Raw genomic sequence first — 17,892 nt, forward strand, 5'->3', positions numbered from 1 at the left:
GGTCAGTGGCATTTTTTGTAATTGTAAGGACAGCTTACAACGAATTCAGAAATTGGCAACCGAGGATAAATCAACCCTTCGAAACCGGCGGAATTTTCATTTACTAAAAATTTAGTTTGACAGGTGCGCAGAAAATCGCTGATGCTGTCGGTCATCCGGTTAGCACCGGACAACCATAATTTTTGGGAGGAGACAGATGCGGAGACATCTACTTTCCGCAGTGGCGGCGGCTGCCGTCATTGCGGGGCACGGTCCCGTTTGGGCCGACGAAGCCGCAGCACAACGTTGGATCGACGACGAATTCCAGCCATCGACCTTGTCGAAAGACGAACAGATGTCGGAAATGCAGTGGTTCATCGAAGCTGCACAGCCTTACGCTGGCATGGAAATCAACGTCCTGTCCGAAGGCATCCCGACACATTCTTACGAATCCGAGGTCCTGACCAAGGCGTTCGAGGAAATCACTGGCATCAAGGTCAACCACCAGATCCTCGGTGAAGGCGAAGTGGTTCAGGCGGTTCAAACCCAGCTGCAGACCGGCCGGAATCTGTATGACGGCTATGTCAACGACAGTGACCTGATCGGCACCCACTCGCGCCTGCAACTGGCCTATCCGCTGACCGACATGATGGCTGGCGATTGGGCGGCGACAACTTCGCCGACGCTGGATCTGGATGACTTCATGGGCATTCAGTTCACCACCGGTCCGGACGGCAAGCTGTACCAGCTGCCTGACCAGCAGTTCGCGAACCTTTACTGGTTCCGCAAGGACTGGTTCGACGACGAAGCCAACAAAGCCGCGTTCAAAGAAAAGTACGGCTATGACCTGGGTGTTCCGGTCAACTGGTCGGCTTACGAAGACATTGCCGAATTTTTCACCAATGACGTGAAGGAAGTCGACGGAGTGGCGATCTATGGCCACATGGACTACGGCAAGCGCGCACCTGACCTTGGTTGGCGTATGACCGATGCGTGGCTGTCAATGGCCGGTGCCGGCGACGTTGGCGAGCCGAACGGCATTCCGGTTGATGAGTGGGGCATCCGCATGGAAGCGGGCACCTGTAACCCTGTCGGTGCATCCGTGTCCCGCGGCGGCGCTGCAAACGGTCCCGCTGCGGTCTATGCGATCCGCAAATGGGATGAGTGGCTGCGTGCCTATGCGCCTCCGGGTGCGGCGTCCTATGACTTCTACCAGTCGCTACCAGCGCTTAGCCAAGGCAACGTCGCCCAGCAGATCTTCTGGTACACCGCCTTTACTGCCGACATGGTGAAGCCGAAATCCGAAGGTAACAACACCGTGGATGACGAGGGCACGCCGCTGTGGCGGATGGCACCCAGCCCGCACGGCCCCTACTGGGAAGAAGGCCAGAAGGTTGGTTATCAGGACGTGGGGTCTTGGACCTTCCTGAAATCGACCCCTGCGGATCGTGCTCAGGCGGCTTGGCTCTATGCTCAGTTCGTGACCTCCAAGACTGTCGATGTGAAGAAGTCCCACGTGGGTCTGACCTTCATCCGCGACAGCTCGGTCAATCATGAGTCCTTCACCGAGCGCGCACCCAAGCTGGGTGGTCTGGTCGAGTTCTATCGCTCGCCTGACCGTGTGGCATGGTCGCCCACCGGCATCAACGTGCCGGACTATCCGAAGCTGGCCCAGATCTGGTGGCAGCAGATCGGTGACGTGAACTCGGGTGCGTTTACCCCGCAAGAGGCGATGGACCGTCTGGCTGAAGAGATGGACATCACCATGGCCCGTATGCAGGCCGCGGACGAAAGCGCCGGTGTCTACGGTGGTTGTGGTCCACGCCTGAACGACCCGCAGGATCCTGCCTTCTGGCTGGAAAAAGAGGGTTCGCCAAAGGCCAAGCTTGAGAACGAAAAACCGCAAGGCCAGACCGTCAACTATGACGAACTGGTTCAGCGCTGGCAGGCTCAATAGACCATTGAAACCCCGGGGGTGCCGGTTCAGGCATCCCCACCCCAAAGACCAGTGCGATGCACTGAAGGACCGGAACTCACGGACATGATCGAATTACAAGATGCCACCAAACGGGTTGGCAACGTCATCCATATCAAACCCACCAACCTGACGCTGCAAACGGGCCATTTCAACGTGCTGTTGGGCGCGACGGGCTCGGGCAAGACCTCTCTGATCAAGATGATGGCCGGGCTGGACCCGATCGCCTCGGGCAAGGTTCTGATGGATGGGCAGGATGTGACACGGCTGAACACGCAAAAGCGTCAGATCAGCTTGGTACACCAGTTCTTCGTGAACTACCCGCATATGAGTGTTTTCGACAATATCGCCTCGCCCCTGCGCGTGGCTGGTATGGCGCAATCCGAGATCGAGGGCCGCGTGGAAGAGGCCGCCGATCTGCTGCAATTGCGCCCGATGCTTAACCGTCGCCCGCATGAGCTGTCGGGCGGGCAACAACAACGTACCGCGCTGGCCCGTGCCATCGCGAAAGAAAGCCGCGCCGTGTTCCTGGATGAACCGTTGGCGAACCTTGACTACAAATTGCGCGAAGAACTGCGCGAACAATTACCAGACCTGTTTGCAGGTCGCGGTGCCGTCGTGGTCTATGCCACCTCGGAACCAGAAGAGGCCCTGCTGTTAGGTGGGTACACCGCTCTGATGGAAGACGGCCACGTTACTCAGTTCGGCCCAACCGCTGATATCTATCGCAATCCCGAAAACATCGCCGCTGCGCGGGTGTTCTCGGACCCGCCAATCAATGTAGCTCGAGTCTCGGTCACTGGCGCTCAGGCGCAACTGGCGGGCGGGGGCGGCTGGACCGTTACGGATATGGCTGATGGAGAATACATGGTTGCTGTGCGTCCGCACCGCGTGACCCCGGTCCGCACCTCGGACGCAGATGTGGAACTGACCGGTCGTGTGATCGTCACTGAACTGTCCGGGTCCGATTCCAGCGCGCATTTCCAACATGGAGATGAAGCGTGGGTCTCGCTGGCTGCCGGTGTGCATCCCTATCAGGTCGGTGAGGATCACAGCTTTTACATGAACCCGGCGCATTGCCGGTATTTCGGCCAAGACGGCAAAAGGGTGGCCTGACATGGCACAGATCAAGCTTTCAAACCTGCGACACAGCTATATGCCAACGCCAAAAGGCCCGGAAGATTACGCGCTGAAGGAAATCGATGTGACCTGGCGCGATGGTGGGGCCTACGCGCTGCTCGGCCCGTCGGGCTGCGGCAAGTCCACTCTGCTGAACATCATCTCGGGTCTGTTGACGCCGTCCGAGGGGCAGATTCTGTTCGATGACCGCGACGTCACCTCCCTGCCCCCCGATCAACGCAACATTGCGCAGGTGTTCCAGTTCCCGGTGATCTACGACACGATGACGGTGGGTGAAAATCTTGCCTTCCCGCTGAAAAACCGCGGCGTGGACCCAGCGACAATCAAACGTCGTGTGGATGAGATTGCCGAAATGCTGGACGTCACGGATATGCTCAACACCCGCGCATCGGGCCTGAGCCCTGACAACAAACAGAAAATCTCGATGGGGCGCGGTCTTGTGCGCGATGATGTAAACGCGGTGATGTTTGACGAACCGCTGACGGTGATCGACCCGCATCTGAAATGGAAACTTCGGTCAAAGCTGAAAGAACTGCACCAGCGCGTGCAGGCCACGATGATCTATGTGACCCACGACCAGACCGAGGCGCTTACTTTCGCGGACGAAGTCGTCGTAATGCAGGAAGGCGAAGTGGTTCAGATCGGCACTCCAGTCGAACTGTTTGAACGCCCCCAGCACACATTTGTCGGACACTTTATAGGTTCACCCGGTATGAATGTCCTGCCCTGCGAGGCCAAAGGCGACCGCGCCGTGTTCGAAGGCCACGAGGTGATGCTGGAAGGTCCCACCCTTGGTGACGGAGGCCGTACACACTTGGGAATCCGCCCTGAGTATGTGGGTTTTGGGGACACCGGCATCCCGGCGCATGTGACCAAAGTGGCCGATATCGGCCGCCACTTTGTTGTCAGTGCGATGGTCGGGAACACGGCCCTTAAGGCTGTGACCGAACACAGTGTACCCGAGCCCGGATCACAAGTCTTTCTGCAATTCAAACCTGAACAATCCCGCGTCTATCGTGACGGCTGGATCGCAACCGAGGAGCGGGTGCAATGAGAACCGAAAACCAAAAGGCATGGTTCTTTGTCTTACCCGTTCTGGCGCTGGTCGCGTTCAACGCGCTGGTGCCGATGATGACCGTGGTCAACTACTCGGTGCAGGAAACATTCGGCAACAACCAGTTCTTCTGGGAAGGTCTTGGTTGGTTTGAACAAATCTTGCGATCTGACCGATTCCAGGCCGCACTGGGGCGGCAGTTTCTGTTCACCTTCCTGATCCTGATCATCGAGGTCCCGCTGGGTATCTTCGTGGCCCTGTCGATGCCACGCAAAGGGTTCTGGGTGCCGGTTTGTCTGGTGCTTATGGCGCTACCGATGCTGATCCCGTGGAATGTGGTCGGCTCGATGTGGAATATCTTCACCCTGCCCCAGATCGGCCTGTTGGGTTACTTTCTGAATGACGTCTTGGGCATCAATTATGACATGACCCAACAGCCAATCTCGGCTTGGATCACTGTCGTCGTCATGGATGTCTGGCACTGGACCTCGCTGGTGGTCTTGCTGTGCTATGCGGGGCTCGTGTCGATCCCTGATGCGTACTACCAAGCGGCCAAGATCGACGGTGCCACCCCGTGGTCGGTGTTCCGCTATATCCAGTTGCCCAAGATGAAAACGGTTCTGACCATCGCAGTCTTGTTGCGGTTCATGGATAGTTTCAACATCTACACCGAGCCATTCGTTCTGACCGGCGGCGGCCCCGGCAACTCGACCACCTTGCTTTCGATCGACCTTGTGAAGATCGCGCTGGGGCAATTTGACCTTGGTCCTGCGGCCGCGATGAGCCTGATCTATTTCGCCATCACGCTGCTTGTGTCGTGGCTATTCTACACTCTGATGACAAAGGATGACGCAGAATGAAAAAGCGTTCCATCATCCCGATCCTCTATATCGCATTCCTGATGCTACCGATCTATTGGCTGGTGGCGATGTCCTTCAAGACCACGAATGAAATCCTGTCGGGCTTTTCCCTGTTTCCCCAGACCTTTACGTTGGAAAATTACATCACCATCTTCACTGACCCAACATGGTATTGGGGCTACATCAACTCGATCACCTATGTGACTCTGAACACGGTGCTTTCTGTCTGCGTGGCTTTGCCTGCCGCCTATGCGTTCTCGCGCTATCGGTTTCTGGGTGACAAACAGCTGTTCTTCTGGCTGCTGACCAACCGTATGGCCCCAGCGGCGGTCTTCGCCCTGCCGTTTTTCCAGCTTTATTCGTCGATCCACCTGTTCGACACGTATCTGGCCGTGGCGTTGGCGCATACGCTGTTCAACGTACCGCTTGCGGTGTGGATTTTGGAAGGCTTCATGCGTGGCATCCCGAAGGAACTGGATGAGACGGCTTATGTCGATGGTTATTCCTTCCCGCGTTTCTTCGTGACCATCTTCCTGCCCAACATCAAAGCGGGCGTGGGCGTCGCGGCGTTCTTTTGCTTCATGTTCTCATGGGTTGAGATGCTGCTGGCCAAAACCCTGACCGCGGTCGAGGCCAAACCTATCGCAGCCGTGATGACCCGCACCGCGTCCAGCGCGGGGTATGAGTTGGGCCTGCTGGCCGCCGCCGGAACGCTCACCATCATCCCTGGCGCCATCGTCATCTGGTTTGTCCGCAACTACATCGCGCGTGGTTTCGCGATGGGTCGTGTATGAGGTTCGAAATGCGAAAATTGCTACTCATCCTTCCCTTCCTGCCCTCGACGGCTTTTGCACAGGCTCAGGCCGGATGGGGCAATGTCGGCCAGCAAGAGGAAAAGGGCTTTTCCTGGACCGCACCCCTGTGGCCCGATTTCTGGATGGCCTGGACCCCGGCCACATTGGCCGTATTCGTAGGCATCTTTTCGGCCATTGCCCTGATCGGCGTTCTCGAAGGTTTCAAGTACCGCGACGGCATCGAACGACGGGGTGTTTTAGGCCTGACAACCACGCTGGGCGACCGGCTGTTCATCACCCTGCTGGGATCAGCCTATATCTTTCTGGCCTGGCTTGGTCTGGTGGGTCAGCCGGTCTGGACACCACTTTTTCTGTCCGTCGGCTGGGGCATCTTCGTCTTCTGGAAAGTTTAAGCTTTGCGAAACAGCGAAAGGATGCTTGTCTGTCAGGCATACTAAAAAATGCGACACGAAAGACCGATGCGAAAGAAAAAAACAACAAACCTGCTGACCGAAGTAGAACTTGAGTTCATGAACGAGCTCTGGGCGCTGGGTCAGGGCTCGGTCCGTGACGTGCTTGATCGCCTGCCAGCCGAACGCAATCTGGCTTATACATCTGGCGCCACCATCCTGCGTATTCTCGATGAAAAAGGATTTGTCGAAAGCCGCAAGGATGGAAAGACGCTGATCTATACGCCGCTGCTGGAGAAGGACAGATATCAGGCGCGGTCGCTGCAAAACTTGTCGCGGACCCTGTTCGACGACACGCCCGCCACACTGGTCGCGCGATTGGTTGACGACGCAGGGCTCAGCGAAGCCGATCTGGAGGAAATTCGAGCACTGGTAGAGAGGAGACTGCAAAATGACAGCGGTTAAACCGGTTCTCGACGCGTATCTGGAATTGAATCTGGTCCTTGGGTTAGCCGCGCTTGTGTGGCTGGCAGCCCGAGGCATTCTGTCCAAAACATCCTTCAGCCACGGATTTGTGGCGCAACTGCGCGCGCTCAAGGCGCTTTGCCTGTGCGTCGTCCTCAGCCCCGTTCTGGCATTGGGTGTGTCCGTGCTGGCCACTCACACCCCGGCAAAAGGCACTGTAGCCATCGGTGACATCGCCGTGGCGGCCTATCTGCGTGGTGATATTGCCATGCCAGCCACCCAGTTCGAAGCCTTGCTGAACACACGCCAGCGTTGGGTCGATGTTTTGTTCAGCGGGGATCACCCCGTTGTTTTGGTGATCCTTGCGCTGTTGGCGCTGGCAGCGTTGATTTATACCCTGCGCGTCATCCGCGACGGGCTGTCGATCCGCGAGACAGTGAACACCAGCTTTCTTTGGCGACGCTCTGCCAAGGTGGACATCCGCCTGTCCGACCGCATCGCCGTTCCCTTTGCTGTACGCGGCCTGCGTCGACGCCATGTAGTGCTGCCCAGCCATCTGCTGGATTCCCCGCACGAAATGCGCTTTGCCCTTGCGCATGAGCTGCAACACATCCGCGCCGGTGATGTAGAGTGGGAGCTGGGGTTCGAACTGCTGCGTCCCCTTCTTTTCTGGAACCCCGCCTATCTGGTCTTAAAATACCAGTTCGACCGCCTGCGTGAGTTGGCCTGTGATCAATCGGTCGTTGCCCGCAAAGGCATCGACACGCAGGACTACACCAGCTGTCTTTTGGACTATTGCGCCCGAACAGTTGTGCGCGGCAGCCCGCGTGTGCTGAATGTTGCTCTGGTTACGGGAGGCAAAGCTAAGCGGGTTCTGCGGCAACGCGTAATCGCCCTGGCCGATGCGCCTGCGGTTAACTCATCTATGCCGTTCATGTTCCTAGGCCTGACCATCTTGTTTGCACTGGTGCTGGGCCTCGGTGCCGCTTCGATCCAACAGACCGAGGATTGGAGCCACGACCGGCTGATGCTGTCGACTGTCGTCAACCTGGAACGGCTAGAGGCGCGCAATCAGGGCAACTGATTGAACTACCAACCTCGCCGCCCAAACAGCGCTTGCAACCGCGTCTGCCCGGCAAACGGGTCCATCGGTTGCGGCGTAGCCAGTTTTGATACGACCCGGCGGACCAGAACCCAGCAGACCCCCGCAAAGATCACGCCACCCAAAGCCTGCCCCAGCAGGACCCCCGGTGCCCCTGCGATATAGGCACCGGCCACAGCAAAGGGCCATGTGCCCAAAGTATGCCGCCCCCAATTCACCCAAGTCGAATACACAGGGTGACCCAGATTGTTGAAACTGGCATTCGCAACAAAGATCACACCGTTAAAGAACGACGCCAAGGCCAGCGGCCCGCAAAACAGGTAGATCAGTGTGCGCGTTTCCCCCTGCGCCTGAAACAGATCGGCAATCGGCGCGCGCAATAAGAATAGGGTGACGGCCATCAGGCAGACATAAACAGCGGTGAATTTGACCCCGGCCAGAAAACTCTGCTTTACGCGGTCGAACTGCCCCGCCCCGAAATTCTGCCCGACAATAGGTCCAATGGCCCCGGACAGGGCAAAAATGACCGAAAATGCCACGGGCAATAGCCGCCCGATCACGGCCATGCCAGCCACCGCATCCGTTCCGAACTGTGCAATCTCGCGAATGACGATGGCATTGCCGATGGGGGTGGCGATATTGGTCAGAACGGCAGGTACGGCAATTGCGCTGACCGGACGAATATCCGCCCCAAGCTGCTGCAAAGAGGGCCGACCAAACCCGCGGTGTACCCGCACCGCCGGTCTGACCGTCGCGATCAACATGCAAATACGCGCAATCACCGATGCGATGGCCGCCCCATCCAGCCCCAGCCCGACAGCAAAAATTAGGATCGGGTCCAGCACGGCGTTTGCCACACCACCATAAATCGTGGCCAACATCGAACGCCGGGCATCTCCGTAAGCGCGCAGAACCGCCATACCGGTCATCGCCACAGCCATCACCCACATGGTTGGCAAAATGATCGAAGTATAGCGGGCAGCCAACCGCAGCACCTCGCCTTCTGCGCCCAGAAGCGACAGAAAGAACGTCAGATTGAACAGGACGATTACAGACACGATCAACCCGACGACGGCACCCAGAACAGCCACACTGGTGCCGAATTGGCGGGCTTGTTCGTGCCGCCCAGCGCCAAGTTCCCGAGCGACCAGGGCCCCTGCCGCAATCGAAAGGCCAACATTGACCGAGTTGGTAAAGAACAAAAGCGTCCCGGCATAGCCAACAGCTGCGGCCAGCGCATCGTTTCCCAACATCGAGATGAAAATCATGTCGACGAAATCAACGGCGAAAATTGCCATAAGACCAATACTGGTGGTCAAGGACATCCGGGTCACGTGCCCCATCAGGCTGCCCGTCAGAAAGACCGCCTTGCTGTCAGATTGTGTCGCCATGCCTTATTAGCCTTTTTAAATGCGGGCACTTCTCTGGTTCTGTTGGGGGAACTGCCCGGTAAACCCCCAGTTCCTCTTGCACTACCTGAGAGCCGTACAGGAACTGCAGGACAAATTCGGACCACACTGACCGTACGGCATTTGCGTCCAAGGCGACAAACCGACCTTCAGGTGACAGTTTGACGATCCCATGAACCGCTCAAAATCTGTTTCGCGCAAGGGGTGAATACCTCCAGCCCCTTGAATTTCGCCGGTTTGCGGTACCCCGGCAACCTGACTAATCTAGACCACAACAAATAGGGGCGTGAGTCATGAAAATTGTCTCAGGTGGACAGACTGGCGTAGATATGGCTGCTTTGGAGTTCGCACGCCAAAACGGTTTTGCATACGGTGGCTGGGTCCCCAAAGGGCGCATGAACGAGGATGGAAGGATTCCGGCCCAATTCGACGGTCTGACCGAAACGCAATCCGAAGACGTTGTAGAACGCACTCGCTGCAATGTCTTATCGAGCGATGCTACCTTGATCTTTGTGGATGGCTCAATCAGCCCCGGCACGCAGCAAACTATTGTTTTCGCAGAAGAAGCTGGAAAGCTACATCTGACCGTCGACGTCAGAAAAGGAATAGCGACCAGTGCCGCGCATGTCAGTGAGTGGCTGCAGGCAAACCCGGTGTCGGTTCTGAACATCGCCGGCCCCCGCGCCTCGGAAGCACCACAAATCGGGGCGCAGGTCCGGGCGGTGCTGGATCGGATTTTGAGTAAACTTAAGAAGTGAAATCCAAGGGTTAGTTTCGTCGCTCATTCTCATGGAAAATACCTGCCAATCTCGGGAAATCGCTGCGCTATGTCGGTTGCTGTTTTTGCCCCGAACACGGGCGTTGAATCACCGGCAAGAATTGCGTCGGTCTGGGCGCGTGCGGCATCGATCAGGCTGGGTGATCCCGCATCCGACCACGCCTGTGGCGTCGTCCGATCCGCAAGTGCGGGATAGTAATAGTCGCTTTGCATACGGCCCAGGGTTTGACTCGCGCCCAGAAAATGCCCCGGACCTTTCAGGCACATGTCGCGGATCACATCGAAGGCGAGCGCATCCTCAGTGATCTCAAACCCGCGCGTCGCACGCATCACCGATCCAATCAGGTCGTTATCCAGGACAAAACTTTCCTTGCTCGCCGCCAGAAGCGAGCCGTACATGCCAGCGGCTTCGTAAATCAGATTGGCCCCCGCCAACGCGCTGAGCAATTCGGTGATGCCCTTTTCATACCCTGCCTGAAAGTCTGGCAGCTTGCTGTCCGTCATCCCCGCGCTCACCGCACAGGGAATGCCATAATATTGCGCCATCTGCGCACAGGCCGCCATCAGCACGCCCTGCTCGGCACTGCCACCGGACATCGCGCCGGTGCGTAGGTCGCTGACAAAGGGCAAGGCACCAAATAACGCCGGGTGCCCGGGATTCAGCAGGTTCAGATAGACCAACCCGGCCAGAACTTCGGCTGTTTGCTGAGCAACGGCGCCCGCCAAAGGCGCGGGGCTTGTCGCACCCGCCTGCCCTGCCGACACCAGTTTTAACGGTGTCCCGGTCTCGGCTGCGCATTCGATTATTCCCAGTGCTTCGGCAGCAAAAGTCAGGGGCGGCACGATAAAACACGTGGAAACACAGCAGAACGGCCTTGCCCGCCAAGCCGCTTCGCCGCCCGCAATCATATGGAACATCTCAATCGCCGCACGCATTGTTTCGGCAGAACTGAAGGACGTTCCGATTGGCTTGGCGGTACCCGCTGCGCAGGCGAAGGCCGTGCTCATCTCCATTGCATGCGTGTCAGGAATATCCCGGGCGACCACGGTGCGCTGAAACATGTGAATGTTGGGCAGCGCTTCGGCCAACCGCGCCATGTCGTGCAGGTCCTTCAGCGTGCTGTCGCGCACCTCACCCGTCGCGCTGTCGACGATATGGACCGCCGCGCCCGAGGTACCAAGGTGGATGCGCGTACCGCTTGGATCAAGGTCGTATTCCGGCCGTTGACCGTACAACGTGAAACCCCGGCCAACCGTTGTGAACACTTGCTCCACCAACTTGGACGGAAACAAGAGCCGACCAGCATCCGAAACCACCCCCCCGGCAGCAACGACGGTGTCGACACAGCGGGGCGTCGCGTTGGCCATGCCAATCTCGGCCAGAATGCGACGTGCGGTTTTGTCGATGGCAGCAATCCCGTCAGTTGTGATTGGGCGATATCGCCCACCTTCGATGCCCGGCCAGATCGCGGTGGTTGGGCCAGTTCCCGCCCCACCCTTTCGCTGAGCCTTGCGGGCGGCCCGTCCTGATCTTACGCGGCTCATGCGTATTCTCCCTGACGGCAGAACAACGAGGACACGGCAGGTAGCTCGGGCCAGATCCGCAACTTTTCGACCCAGCTTTCGGGCACTGGCCCGGTATTGGCCGCAAACTTCTCCCAAAGCTGTGATTGTGACATCGGCGACTGCGGCGCACCTGTGGGAAAGCTGCAGCTTTCCTCGATGATCTGCCCATCTTGGAACGTCACCACAAGCCGGTCTGGGTCCTTGGCCGAATAGTTTTGACCGGACTGATTGGGCGCAAAAGCATGCACGCGAGACTTGCCAATCAGGCGTTCAATCATCGGCTTCTTCCACGCCTGCTGCGTGAGATCGGCATGCGTCAAATTACCATTTACCAACCCCATGACCGCTACAAATGGCAGGCTGAACAGAGCCTCTGGGATGGACCTGGGTTGCACGAATGGCAGCACGGCGGCGTGAAAATCGGGCACATAAAGGTCAATCGCGGTGATCTTCGTCGGATCAATCCGGCCATAAACGCGACGTGCGCAGGTCATGATCCGATGGGTATACCCGCAGCTTGGCCAGGGTTTCAGAACCAGCCCGTATTCGGCCAGAGCGTATCCCGTTCCCAGTTTGCCCAGCGCCGCCTGCAACCGATCAGGCACAAGCCCGCCCATCAAAACCGCCTGCCCCCGCTCATGATCCAGCACATGTGCTTGACCGGTGACACCGGCGCGAGCCAAACAGGCGGCCTCGACCCCTGCTCGTGCAGCGAACCCCGCCTGAACCGGCTTGGCATTAGAGCCGAACTGACAGGTATATCCACCAATCGCACTGATTGAGAGAGACATCGCATGGGTCGTTTCCGATGCGTCCAGCCCCATCAATCGCGCGCAAGCTGCAGCAGCGGCCGGAGCCCCAAAAGTCGCGGTAGAATGCCAGCCAGCGTCGTAATGTTCGAAATTCAACGCCTCACCCAGACGTGCGATGACTTCGAACCCCGCCAGATAGGCTTGCGCCAGATCACGACCCGTTGCCCTGGACCCCATGACGGCAAGCATCGCGGGAAATAAAACAACGGTCGGGTGCGTGTTGCCGGGCAGTTCCCAATCGTCAAAGTCCAGCGCGTGTCCCGCAACTGCATTCAGAAACGCGGCATGCGGGCGCGAGGTTGTCATTTTGGCACCCAACACCTCAGTTCTGCCTTCCACTGACATAGCTTGCACCGCTGCGCGTGTTTTGCAGGCCACTTCGGTTCTTACACCTGCCAGAATGCAGCCCAGCGTATCGATCACCCCATCGCGCAGCACGGCCAGGGTATCCGGGTCGGGCATAAGCGGATCGTCGACCACAAAGCGGGCCAACCGACAAAGGGCGGGTCGGGTCATGGCACACCTTTGTTTAACAGGATGACACCCGTGGTTTTCATTCAGAAAAACCTTCATCCGGCGTCTGGCACGGCGGATCCAATGCTTCGGCCTGCATCCGTGATTGCGGATCACTATGAACTGCTATCTGCACTTTCATGACGCACCTCATTCTTGGAATGCTGTTATTCTTCAAGAATGCTAATTCTGCTTGTTTTTTCCGGAAAGATCGAAAAACCTTATACTCGACATTCCATTGAGGAATGATATGGCCGCGCCAAATTGGAAACTACTTACTGCTTTTGAGGCAGCTGCACGACACCGCAGCTTTACGCGTGCCGCGCAAGAACTGAATGTTCAGCAACCGGCGATCAGCCGCCGCGTTGCCGCGCTTGAAACGGAACTTGGCGTCAGACTGTTAAATCGGACCCGCCCCAACGTCTCATTAACACGCGAAGGCGAAGTTCTGTTCCGCGCCGTTGCCAGCAGCATTCTACAGGTTAGCAGCGCGGCAGAACAGATTTGCCGCCGTCCGGACAAAGATGTTGTCACCGTCAACACCACCATCGGCTTCGCCAGCTGTTACTTGATGAAGCGCCTGCCCGCCTTTCGTACCGCGCATCCCGAAATCTCGGTCGAGTTGATTTCCCGGGACCAAAACAACGCATATGGGCCTGATGCCGACATCATCATTGCGTTTGACCAACCGGACAGGTTGCCGGGGGTCAGGCACCGCCTGATCTTTCAGGAAACCATGGTTGCAGTGGCGCATCCTGAAGTCGCGAACACCATCCTTGACACCCCGACGGCCCTGGCGCAAAGCCCGCTTCTCCATCTTACAATGGGCAATCACACCGACGACTGGAATACGTTCTTCGCAGATACTGGCCTTACACCGCCCCCGCCAGTGTCCGAGCGGAAATTCACTAGCTTCATGGTCTACCTGCAGGCTGCTTTGAACGGGGATGGTGTGATCCTGGGATGGCAAACACTGTTGCAGGACCATTTTGACCTTGGACAATTGACGCCGGTGACGTCACGGCGCCTAAATACTGAACGGGGGTACTTCGTGTGCCTGACAGAGCGCGCGCAACGCAATGCGGCTGCTTTGAAAATTATGGATTGGCTTGCAGACGCCACCCCATAAGCAGCAAGCCGTCTTACTGCAGGCTGCCCAACAACTCGCTTTGGTAACCAAACAGCGCAGGCAATCCTCCGGTATGCAGCATGACAACCTTCTGTCCTTGTTGGATTTTCCCTGTTTCAACCAAATGCAACAACCCCGCAAAGGTCTTTGCGGTATAAACGGGATCAAGGAATATTCCTTCTGTCCGGGCCATCTTTTGCAATGCGGCTTGTGTCATGGCGCTCAACTTGCCGTAGCCCGGGGGCAAGGCCTCGTCCATAACCTCAATTCTGTCTTTCAGAGGGTCCGCTTCGATGCCCAGCAAATCTGCTAGCTTTTGCAGGACAGTTTCCATGCGCGCATGCTGTTGGGTTTTGTCGCGACGCACGCAGACACCGAAGACCGGCGCGGACACCTCTGACAGCGCGACGCCGGTTAGCAAGCCACCATGTGTCGCCCCACTGCCCGACGGCACGACAACCGCATCAAAATCACGCATCTGCTGGCACAGTTCCTGACCCGCTGTAACATACCCCAAAGCACCCAACGGAGGGTGATGTAGCCCCAGATGAATGACGTAAGGCTTGCGCCCCTGTGCCTTTAACTCATCCGCGCGCGCATGCAGGGCTGCATCTGCCCCGGCTTCGTCCTCACCCAGAGGATAGCTCATGTGTTCCGCGCCGAGAATTTTGGCCAACAGAACATTCCCCGAGGTGTAATAGTCGGGGGCCATGTCTGGCACACGCTCTTCCAGTTGCAGGACCGACTGCATGCCCAACCGTGCAGCTGCTGCGGCGGCGGAACGCACATAGTTGGATTGGACCGCACCTGTGATCAGAACAGTATCAGCGCCTTGCTGTATGGCGTCACCGAAATAGAATTCGAGCTGCCGTGTCTTGTTTCCCCCAAAACCAAGCCCCGTCAGGTCATCGCGTTTCAGCCACAGATCAATGCCCAGTTCGTTGGACATTTTGTTCAGGCGCTCCAGCGGCGTTGGGCCGGACATAAGCTTAGCGCGTGGGAATTGGGCCAGTATATCAGTGCGTGTCATCATTTGCCCCTCAGAGATAAGCCATCGCATAGGCACGTTGAAAGAGAACACAGCAGGCAATCAGCGAAACCAGCCGAATTGCAGCAGTGATAAGTGGTTGCGGCAAGTACGGGCCAATGGCGCGGCCGATCAGGCTACCGACCAAAGTAACCGAAGCGAACGCCCATAACTGCGGCCCGAACGGGTTTGTCTGCACCGAAGACAAACTATGCAGCAAAAACGCGGTGCCATAGGCGACCAGAGCAATGGGTTGGACCAGCTTCGCGACTTCCTTGGCCTGATGACCTTTCGCAATCAGACCGAACACCATCAGGGGCCCGGGCGTCGCTGCCCAAACGGTTGCAAGCCCGGATAACCCTGACACGGCTGAGAAACCCGCCGTACCAATGGCGCGGTGAAACGGGATAAGGGTTGTAATCAACCCGATCAGTAGCAAGCAGGCCGTCAGGGTCAGAACGAACACGTCGCTTAGAAACGGGTAGATTGCCAGGCCAGCGATCACACCGACAAGGCAACCGGCAATGCCGATGAGGGTTGTCTTTCGTTCGATCGCAAGGATGCGCCGGTCAGTGGCGACCACGGACACAATGGTGTTCAACAGCAATAAAACGGGCACGGCTGTCGATGTACCCAACATGATCATCATTGGCGGGCCTGCAATGATGCTGAACCCGATCCCTACCCCGACCTGAAGTACTGCGCCTAAGCAGATGGCGACCATCAGGATGGATAGTTCGACAGACACTTCCACACCCCCTTGGTCATTGTCACCCCTTGCAAGGATTGGCATATCCGCAATTGCGGACCGGGGTCCATGCCTTTCCGATATGGCACGAAGCGCCTGGCCTGCAGATTTTTACGTCCAGGGCATGATCCCGGAATACGCGCTGCGCGTGGCAACGGAATGCGCCATCTGAGCCAATGTCGTCAGATCAAATACTGGCAGCTGAAGTTCTTGCTGAATCCGCGCGGCGTAGGGCGGCAGATCGGTGCATTCCAGAACGATGGACCGGATGTCAGGCGACTGCCGTTTCAGGTTGCGCACTGCATCCATCAATTCGGCCTCGATCAGATCGGTGTCCATACGGGTTCTTGTGTTGCGCAGGATCACTTCGGCGAATTCACTGGTGTGCTCCAACCCTTGTACGACCACGGGAATACCAGCCGCTCCGACGCCTTCGAAATGCCGGTCCGTCAGTGCCGATGCATCTGCGGTCACCACGCCCACCGGCGCGTTGGCTCCGGTCATGTGAAAGGCCAGAGGCACCTGGATCAGGCTGGACGCAAATACAGGAACAGACACTGCTGCTGCCAGTTCCTTCTGAAACAGGGCGAGAAAACCACAGCTGCCGGTAATGGCTCGTACGCCTTCAGCTTCTAGCCTCTGCGCACCTTTGATGAATGGGTCAAGCAGCTCGGGTGTGGGGTTGTTCAGCAGGGTCGGGACAGTAACGCCGTCGATCATTTCATAAAGGACCGGAAACGGCAGGCTGGACGGATTCTTGATATGCCCCGGAGGTTTGGGGAAATAGCTCTCAAGACAAAGAACGCCTATTGAGGCCCCACAGATATTCTGACCGCCTTCATAAATCGGCATGGTATTCAAATCCTTTCAAGGTGAGTGTGCCGCAGGTTCAAAACCGGGTCGGTGAAAATGGCGCCAGATCGACGTTGGGCTTGCGTCCCGACACAAGATCGGCAACCAGTTCGCCGGTTTTAGGGGCCATCATCAGGCCATAATGGGAATGCCCGAACGCCGTAAAAAGCCCGGCCTGCCCGTCAAGTTGCCCAATCGCAGGAAGGCTGTCTGGGAATGAAGGCCGCCGACCCATCCAGAACTGTGCCTGGCTGGTATCAAGATCCGGCACCATCGCCTTGGCTTGCTCTGTCAGAATTTTTTCTTTGCGCGGATCGGCCGGTGCGTCGACCTTTGCAAACTCGGCCGTTCCGGCAACCCTAAGCCCATCGACCATCGAGCTGGCAACGACCTTTGCATCCACATCCATGACCGAATTGTTCAGGCTGGCAGCAGGGTTCTGAAACTGAACATGGTATCCCCGCTCGGCGACAAGCGGAACGGTTAGACCCAGCGGTTTCAAAAATTCAGCAGACCATACGCCAGCCGCCAGAATGATGTTGCGCGCGTGCAGCGTTTCTTGCGGTGTGGACAGATGCCATCCGCCACCTTGGGCAAAGGTCAGACCAGTGACCTCGGTCTTTACGATCTCTGCCCCCTGCGTGCGGGCTTTTTCCGCCAGAACCGCGCCAACGCGACCCGGCGAGGTTAAACGGGCCTGACCTTTGATCAGCACCGCCGCTTTGAATTCGGACGTCAGCGCAGGTTCAAGACGCCGCAGTTCGTGCCCGTCAACACGCTCAAGATCACCACCTTTTTCCTGACGGATAAGATAGTCGAGACCTTCCAAATCAGCCTGTTCGGGACGACGGAATGCATGAACATAGTAGCTGTCGGTAATCAGATCTTCGCAGCCGGTGCCTTGCAGATGCCGACGGTACAGGTCAATTGACGGGCGACACAAAAGATCCATCGCATCCGACACTTCGCGAACGGTCTTTTCGCCGGAATTGCCCAGAAAACGTAAACCCCAGGGGATCATCTTTGGCCAGAAATTAGGCCGGACCGAAAGAGCGCTTTTCGGATCCAAAAGCATCTGGGGAAGTTTCTTCCAGATCCCCGGCATCGCCTGCGGGATAATCGACCAGGGCGAGACCACACCCGCATTCCCGAACGATGTTTCCTGACCCGGCTCGCCCCTATCGACAAGCCGGACCGGAATGCCACGTTCCTGCAGCGACAGGGCGCAGCAGATGCCGACGATGCCAGCACCGATGATGGTGACTTGTTCTGTCATTTC

At 57.5% G+C, this 17,892-nt stretch carries 17 protein-coding genes; 10 read left to right on the plus strand and 7 right to left on the minus strand.

Annotation, left to right across the window (positions count from 1 at the left end; translation table 11 throughout):
- The first annotated feature begins 196 nt into the window (after positions 1–196).
- From ACR0AL_RS05595 to ACR0AL_RS05630, 8 genes are all read left to right on the plus strand, one after another.
- The gene (locus ACR0AL_RS05595) at positions 197–1,936 is read left to right on the plus strand and encodes an ABC transporter substrate-binding protein (RefSeq protein ID WP_170348231.1); all 1,740 of its coding nucleotides are present in this window, start codon (positions 197–199) and stop codon (positions 1,934–1,936) included.
- Between the two features lie 84 nt (positions 1,937–2,020).
- Positions 2,021–3,070, plus strand: coding sequence for an ABC transporter ATP-binding protein (locus ACR0AL_RS05600; RefSeq protein WP_170357763.1), 1,050 nt, complete (start codon positions 2,021–2,023; stop codon positions 3,068–3,070).
- 1 nt (position 3,071) lies between these two features.
- Positions 3,072–4,148, plus strand: coding sequence for an ABC transporter ATP-binding protein (locus tag ACR0AL_RS05605; RefSeq protein ID WP_170393468.1), 1,077 nt, complete (start codon positions 3,072–3,074; stop codon positions 4,146–4,148).
- Positions 4,145–5,008, plus strand: a complete 864-nt coding sequence (locus tag ACR0AL_RS05610) for a carbohydrate ABC transporter permease (RefSeq protein ID WP_480662249.1) — start codon at positions 4,145–4,147, stop codon at positions 5,006–5,008. Before ACR0AL_RS05605 ends, ACR0AL_RS05610 begins: the two co-directional genes overlap by 4 nt.
- Positions 5,005–5,802, plus strand: a complete 798-nt coding sequence (locus ACR0AL_RS05615; protein WP_155139158.1) for a carbohydrate ABC transporter permease — start codon at positions 5,005–5,007, stop codon at positions 5,800–5,802. The genes ACR0AL_RS05610 and ACR0AL_RS05615 overlap by 4 nt, the downstream gene beginning before the upstream one ends.
- 8 nt (positions 5,803–5,810) lie before the next feature.
- Positions 5,811–6,215, plus strand: coding sequence for a DUF2160 domain-containing protein (locus ACR0AL_RS05620; RefSeq protein WP_170348227.1), 405 nt, complete (start codon positions 5,811–5,813; stop codon positions 6,213–6,215).
- A gap of 66 nt (positions 6,216–6,281) precedes the next feature.
- Positions 6,282–6,677 (plus strand): BlaI/MecI/CopY family transcriptional regulator, encoded by a 396-nt coding sequence (locus tag ACR0AL_RS05625; protein ID WP_170348226.1) that lies wholly within the window; start codon positions 6,282–6,284, stop codon positions 6,675–6,677.
- Entirely contained in the window at positions 6,664–7,761 is a 1,098-nt protein-coding gene (locus tag ACR0AL_RS05630; RefSeq protein WP_480662251.1) for a M56 family metallopeptidase, read from the plus strand. Before ACR0AL_RS05625 ends, ACR0AL_RS05630 begins: the two co-directional genes overlap by 14 nt.
- A 5-nt stretch (positions 7,762–7,766) precedes the next feature.
- Here the strand turns inward: ACR0AL_RS05630 and ACR0AL_RS05635 are convergent, their stop codons facing one another.
- Complete coding sequence (locus tag ACR0AL_RS05635) at positions 7,767–9,170, minus strand: MATE family efflux transporter (RefSeq protein WP_254437314.1); 1,404 nt, start codon at positions 9,168–9,170, stop codon at positions 7,767–7,769.
- 311 nt (positions 9,171–9,481) lie between these two features.
- On the opposite strand from ACR0AL_RS05635, the gene ACR0AL_RS05640 reads away from it, so the two are divergent.
- The gene (locus tag ACR0AL_RS05640) at positions 9,482–9,946 is read left to right on the plus strand and encodes a putative molybdenum carrier protein (RefSeq protein ID WP_170409275.1); all 465 of its coding nucleotides are present in this window, start codon (positions 9,482–9,484) and stop codon (positions 9,944–9,946) included.
- A gap of 29 nt (positions 9,947–9,975) precedes the next feature.
- Here ACR0AL_RS05640 and ACR0AL_RS05645 read toward each other — a convergent pair whose 3' ends face one another.
- Positions 9,976–11,511: a trimethylamine methyltransferase family protein gene (locus ACR0AL_RS05645; RefSeq protein ID WP_480662253.1), complete on the minus strand. Its 1,536-nt coding sequence runs from the start codon at positions 11,509–11,511 to the stop codon at positions 9,976–9,978.
- Entirely contained in the window at positions 11,508–12,860 is a 1,353-nt protein-coding gene (locus ACR0AL_RS05650; RefSeq protein ID WP_480662255.1) for an MmgE/PrpD family protein, read from the minus strand. The genes ACR0AL_RS05645 and ACR0AL_RS05650 overlap by 4 nt, the downstream gene beginning before the upstream one ends.
- A gap of 247 nt (positions 12,861–13,107) precedes the next feature.
- Between ACR0AL_RS05650 and ACR0AL_RS05655 the strand changes: the two genes are divergently transcribed.
- Entirely contained in the window at positions 13,108–13,986 is an 879-nt protein-coding gene (locus ACR0AL_RS05655) for a LysR substrate-binding domain-containing protein (RefSeq protein ID WP_480662257.1), read from the plus strand.
- A 13-nt stretch (positions 13,987–13,999) separates the two neighbouring features.
- Here ACR0AL_RS05655 and ACR0AL_RS05660 read toward each other — a convergent pair whose 3' ends face one another.
- From ACR0AL_RS05660 to ACR0AL_RS05675, 4 genes are all read right to left on the minus strand, one after another.
- Positions 14,000–15,016, minus strand: a complete 1,017-nt coding sequence (locus ACR0AL_RS05660; RefSeq protein WP_480662259.1) for a D-cysteine desulfhydrase family protein — start codon at positions 15,014–15,016, stop codon at positions 14,000–14,002.
- A 10-nt stretch (positions 15,017–15,026) separates the two neighbouring features.
- Positions 15,027–15,761 (minus strand): TSUP family transporter, encoded by a 735-nt coding sequence (locus ACR0AL_RS05665; protein ID WP_170348220.1) that lies wholly within the window; start codon positions 15,759–15,761, stop codon positions 15,027–15,029.
- A gap of 111 nt (positions 15,762–15,872) precedes the next feature.
- Complete coding sequence (locus ACR0AL_RS05670) at positions 15,873–16,613, minus strand: aspartate/glutamate racemase family protein (protein ID WP_425080888.1); 741 nt, start codon at positions 16,611–16,613, stop codon at positions 15,873–15,875.
- Between the two features lie 37 nt (positions 16,614–16,650).
- A complete protein-coding gene (locus ACR0AL_RS05675; protein ID WP_480662261.1) occupies positions 16,651–17,889 on the minus strand; it encodes an NAD(P)/FAD-dependent oxidoreductase in 1,239 nt (412 codons plus the stop codon).
- Positions 17,890–17,892: the final 3 nt, after the last annotated feature.

The sequence above is a fragment of the Ruegeria sp. BB1 genome (assembly GCF_056539465.1).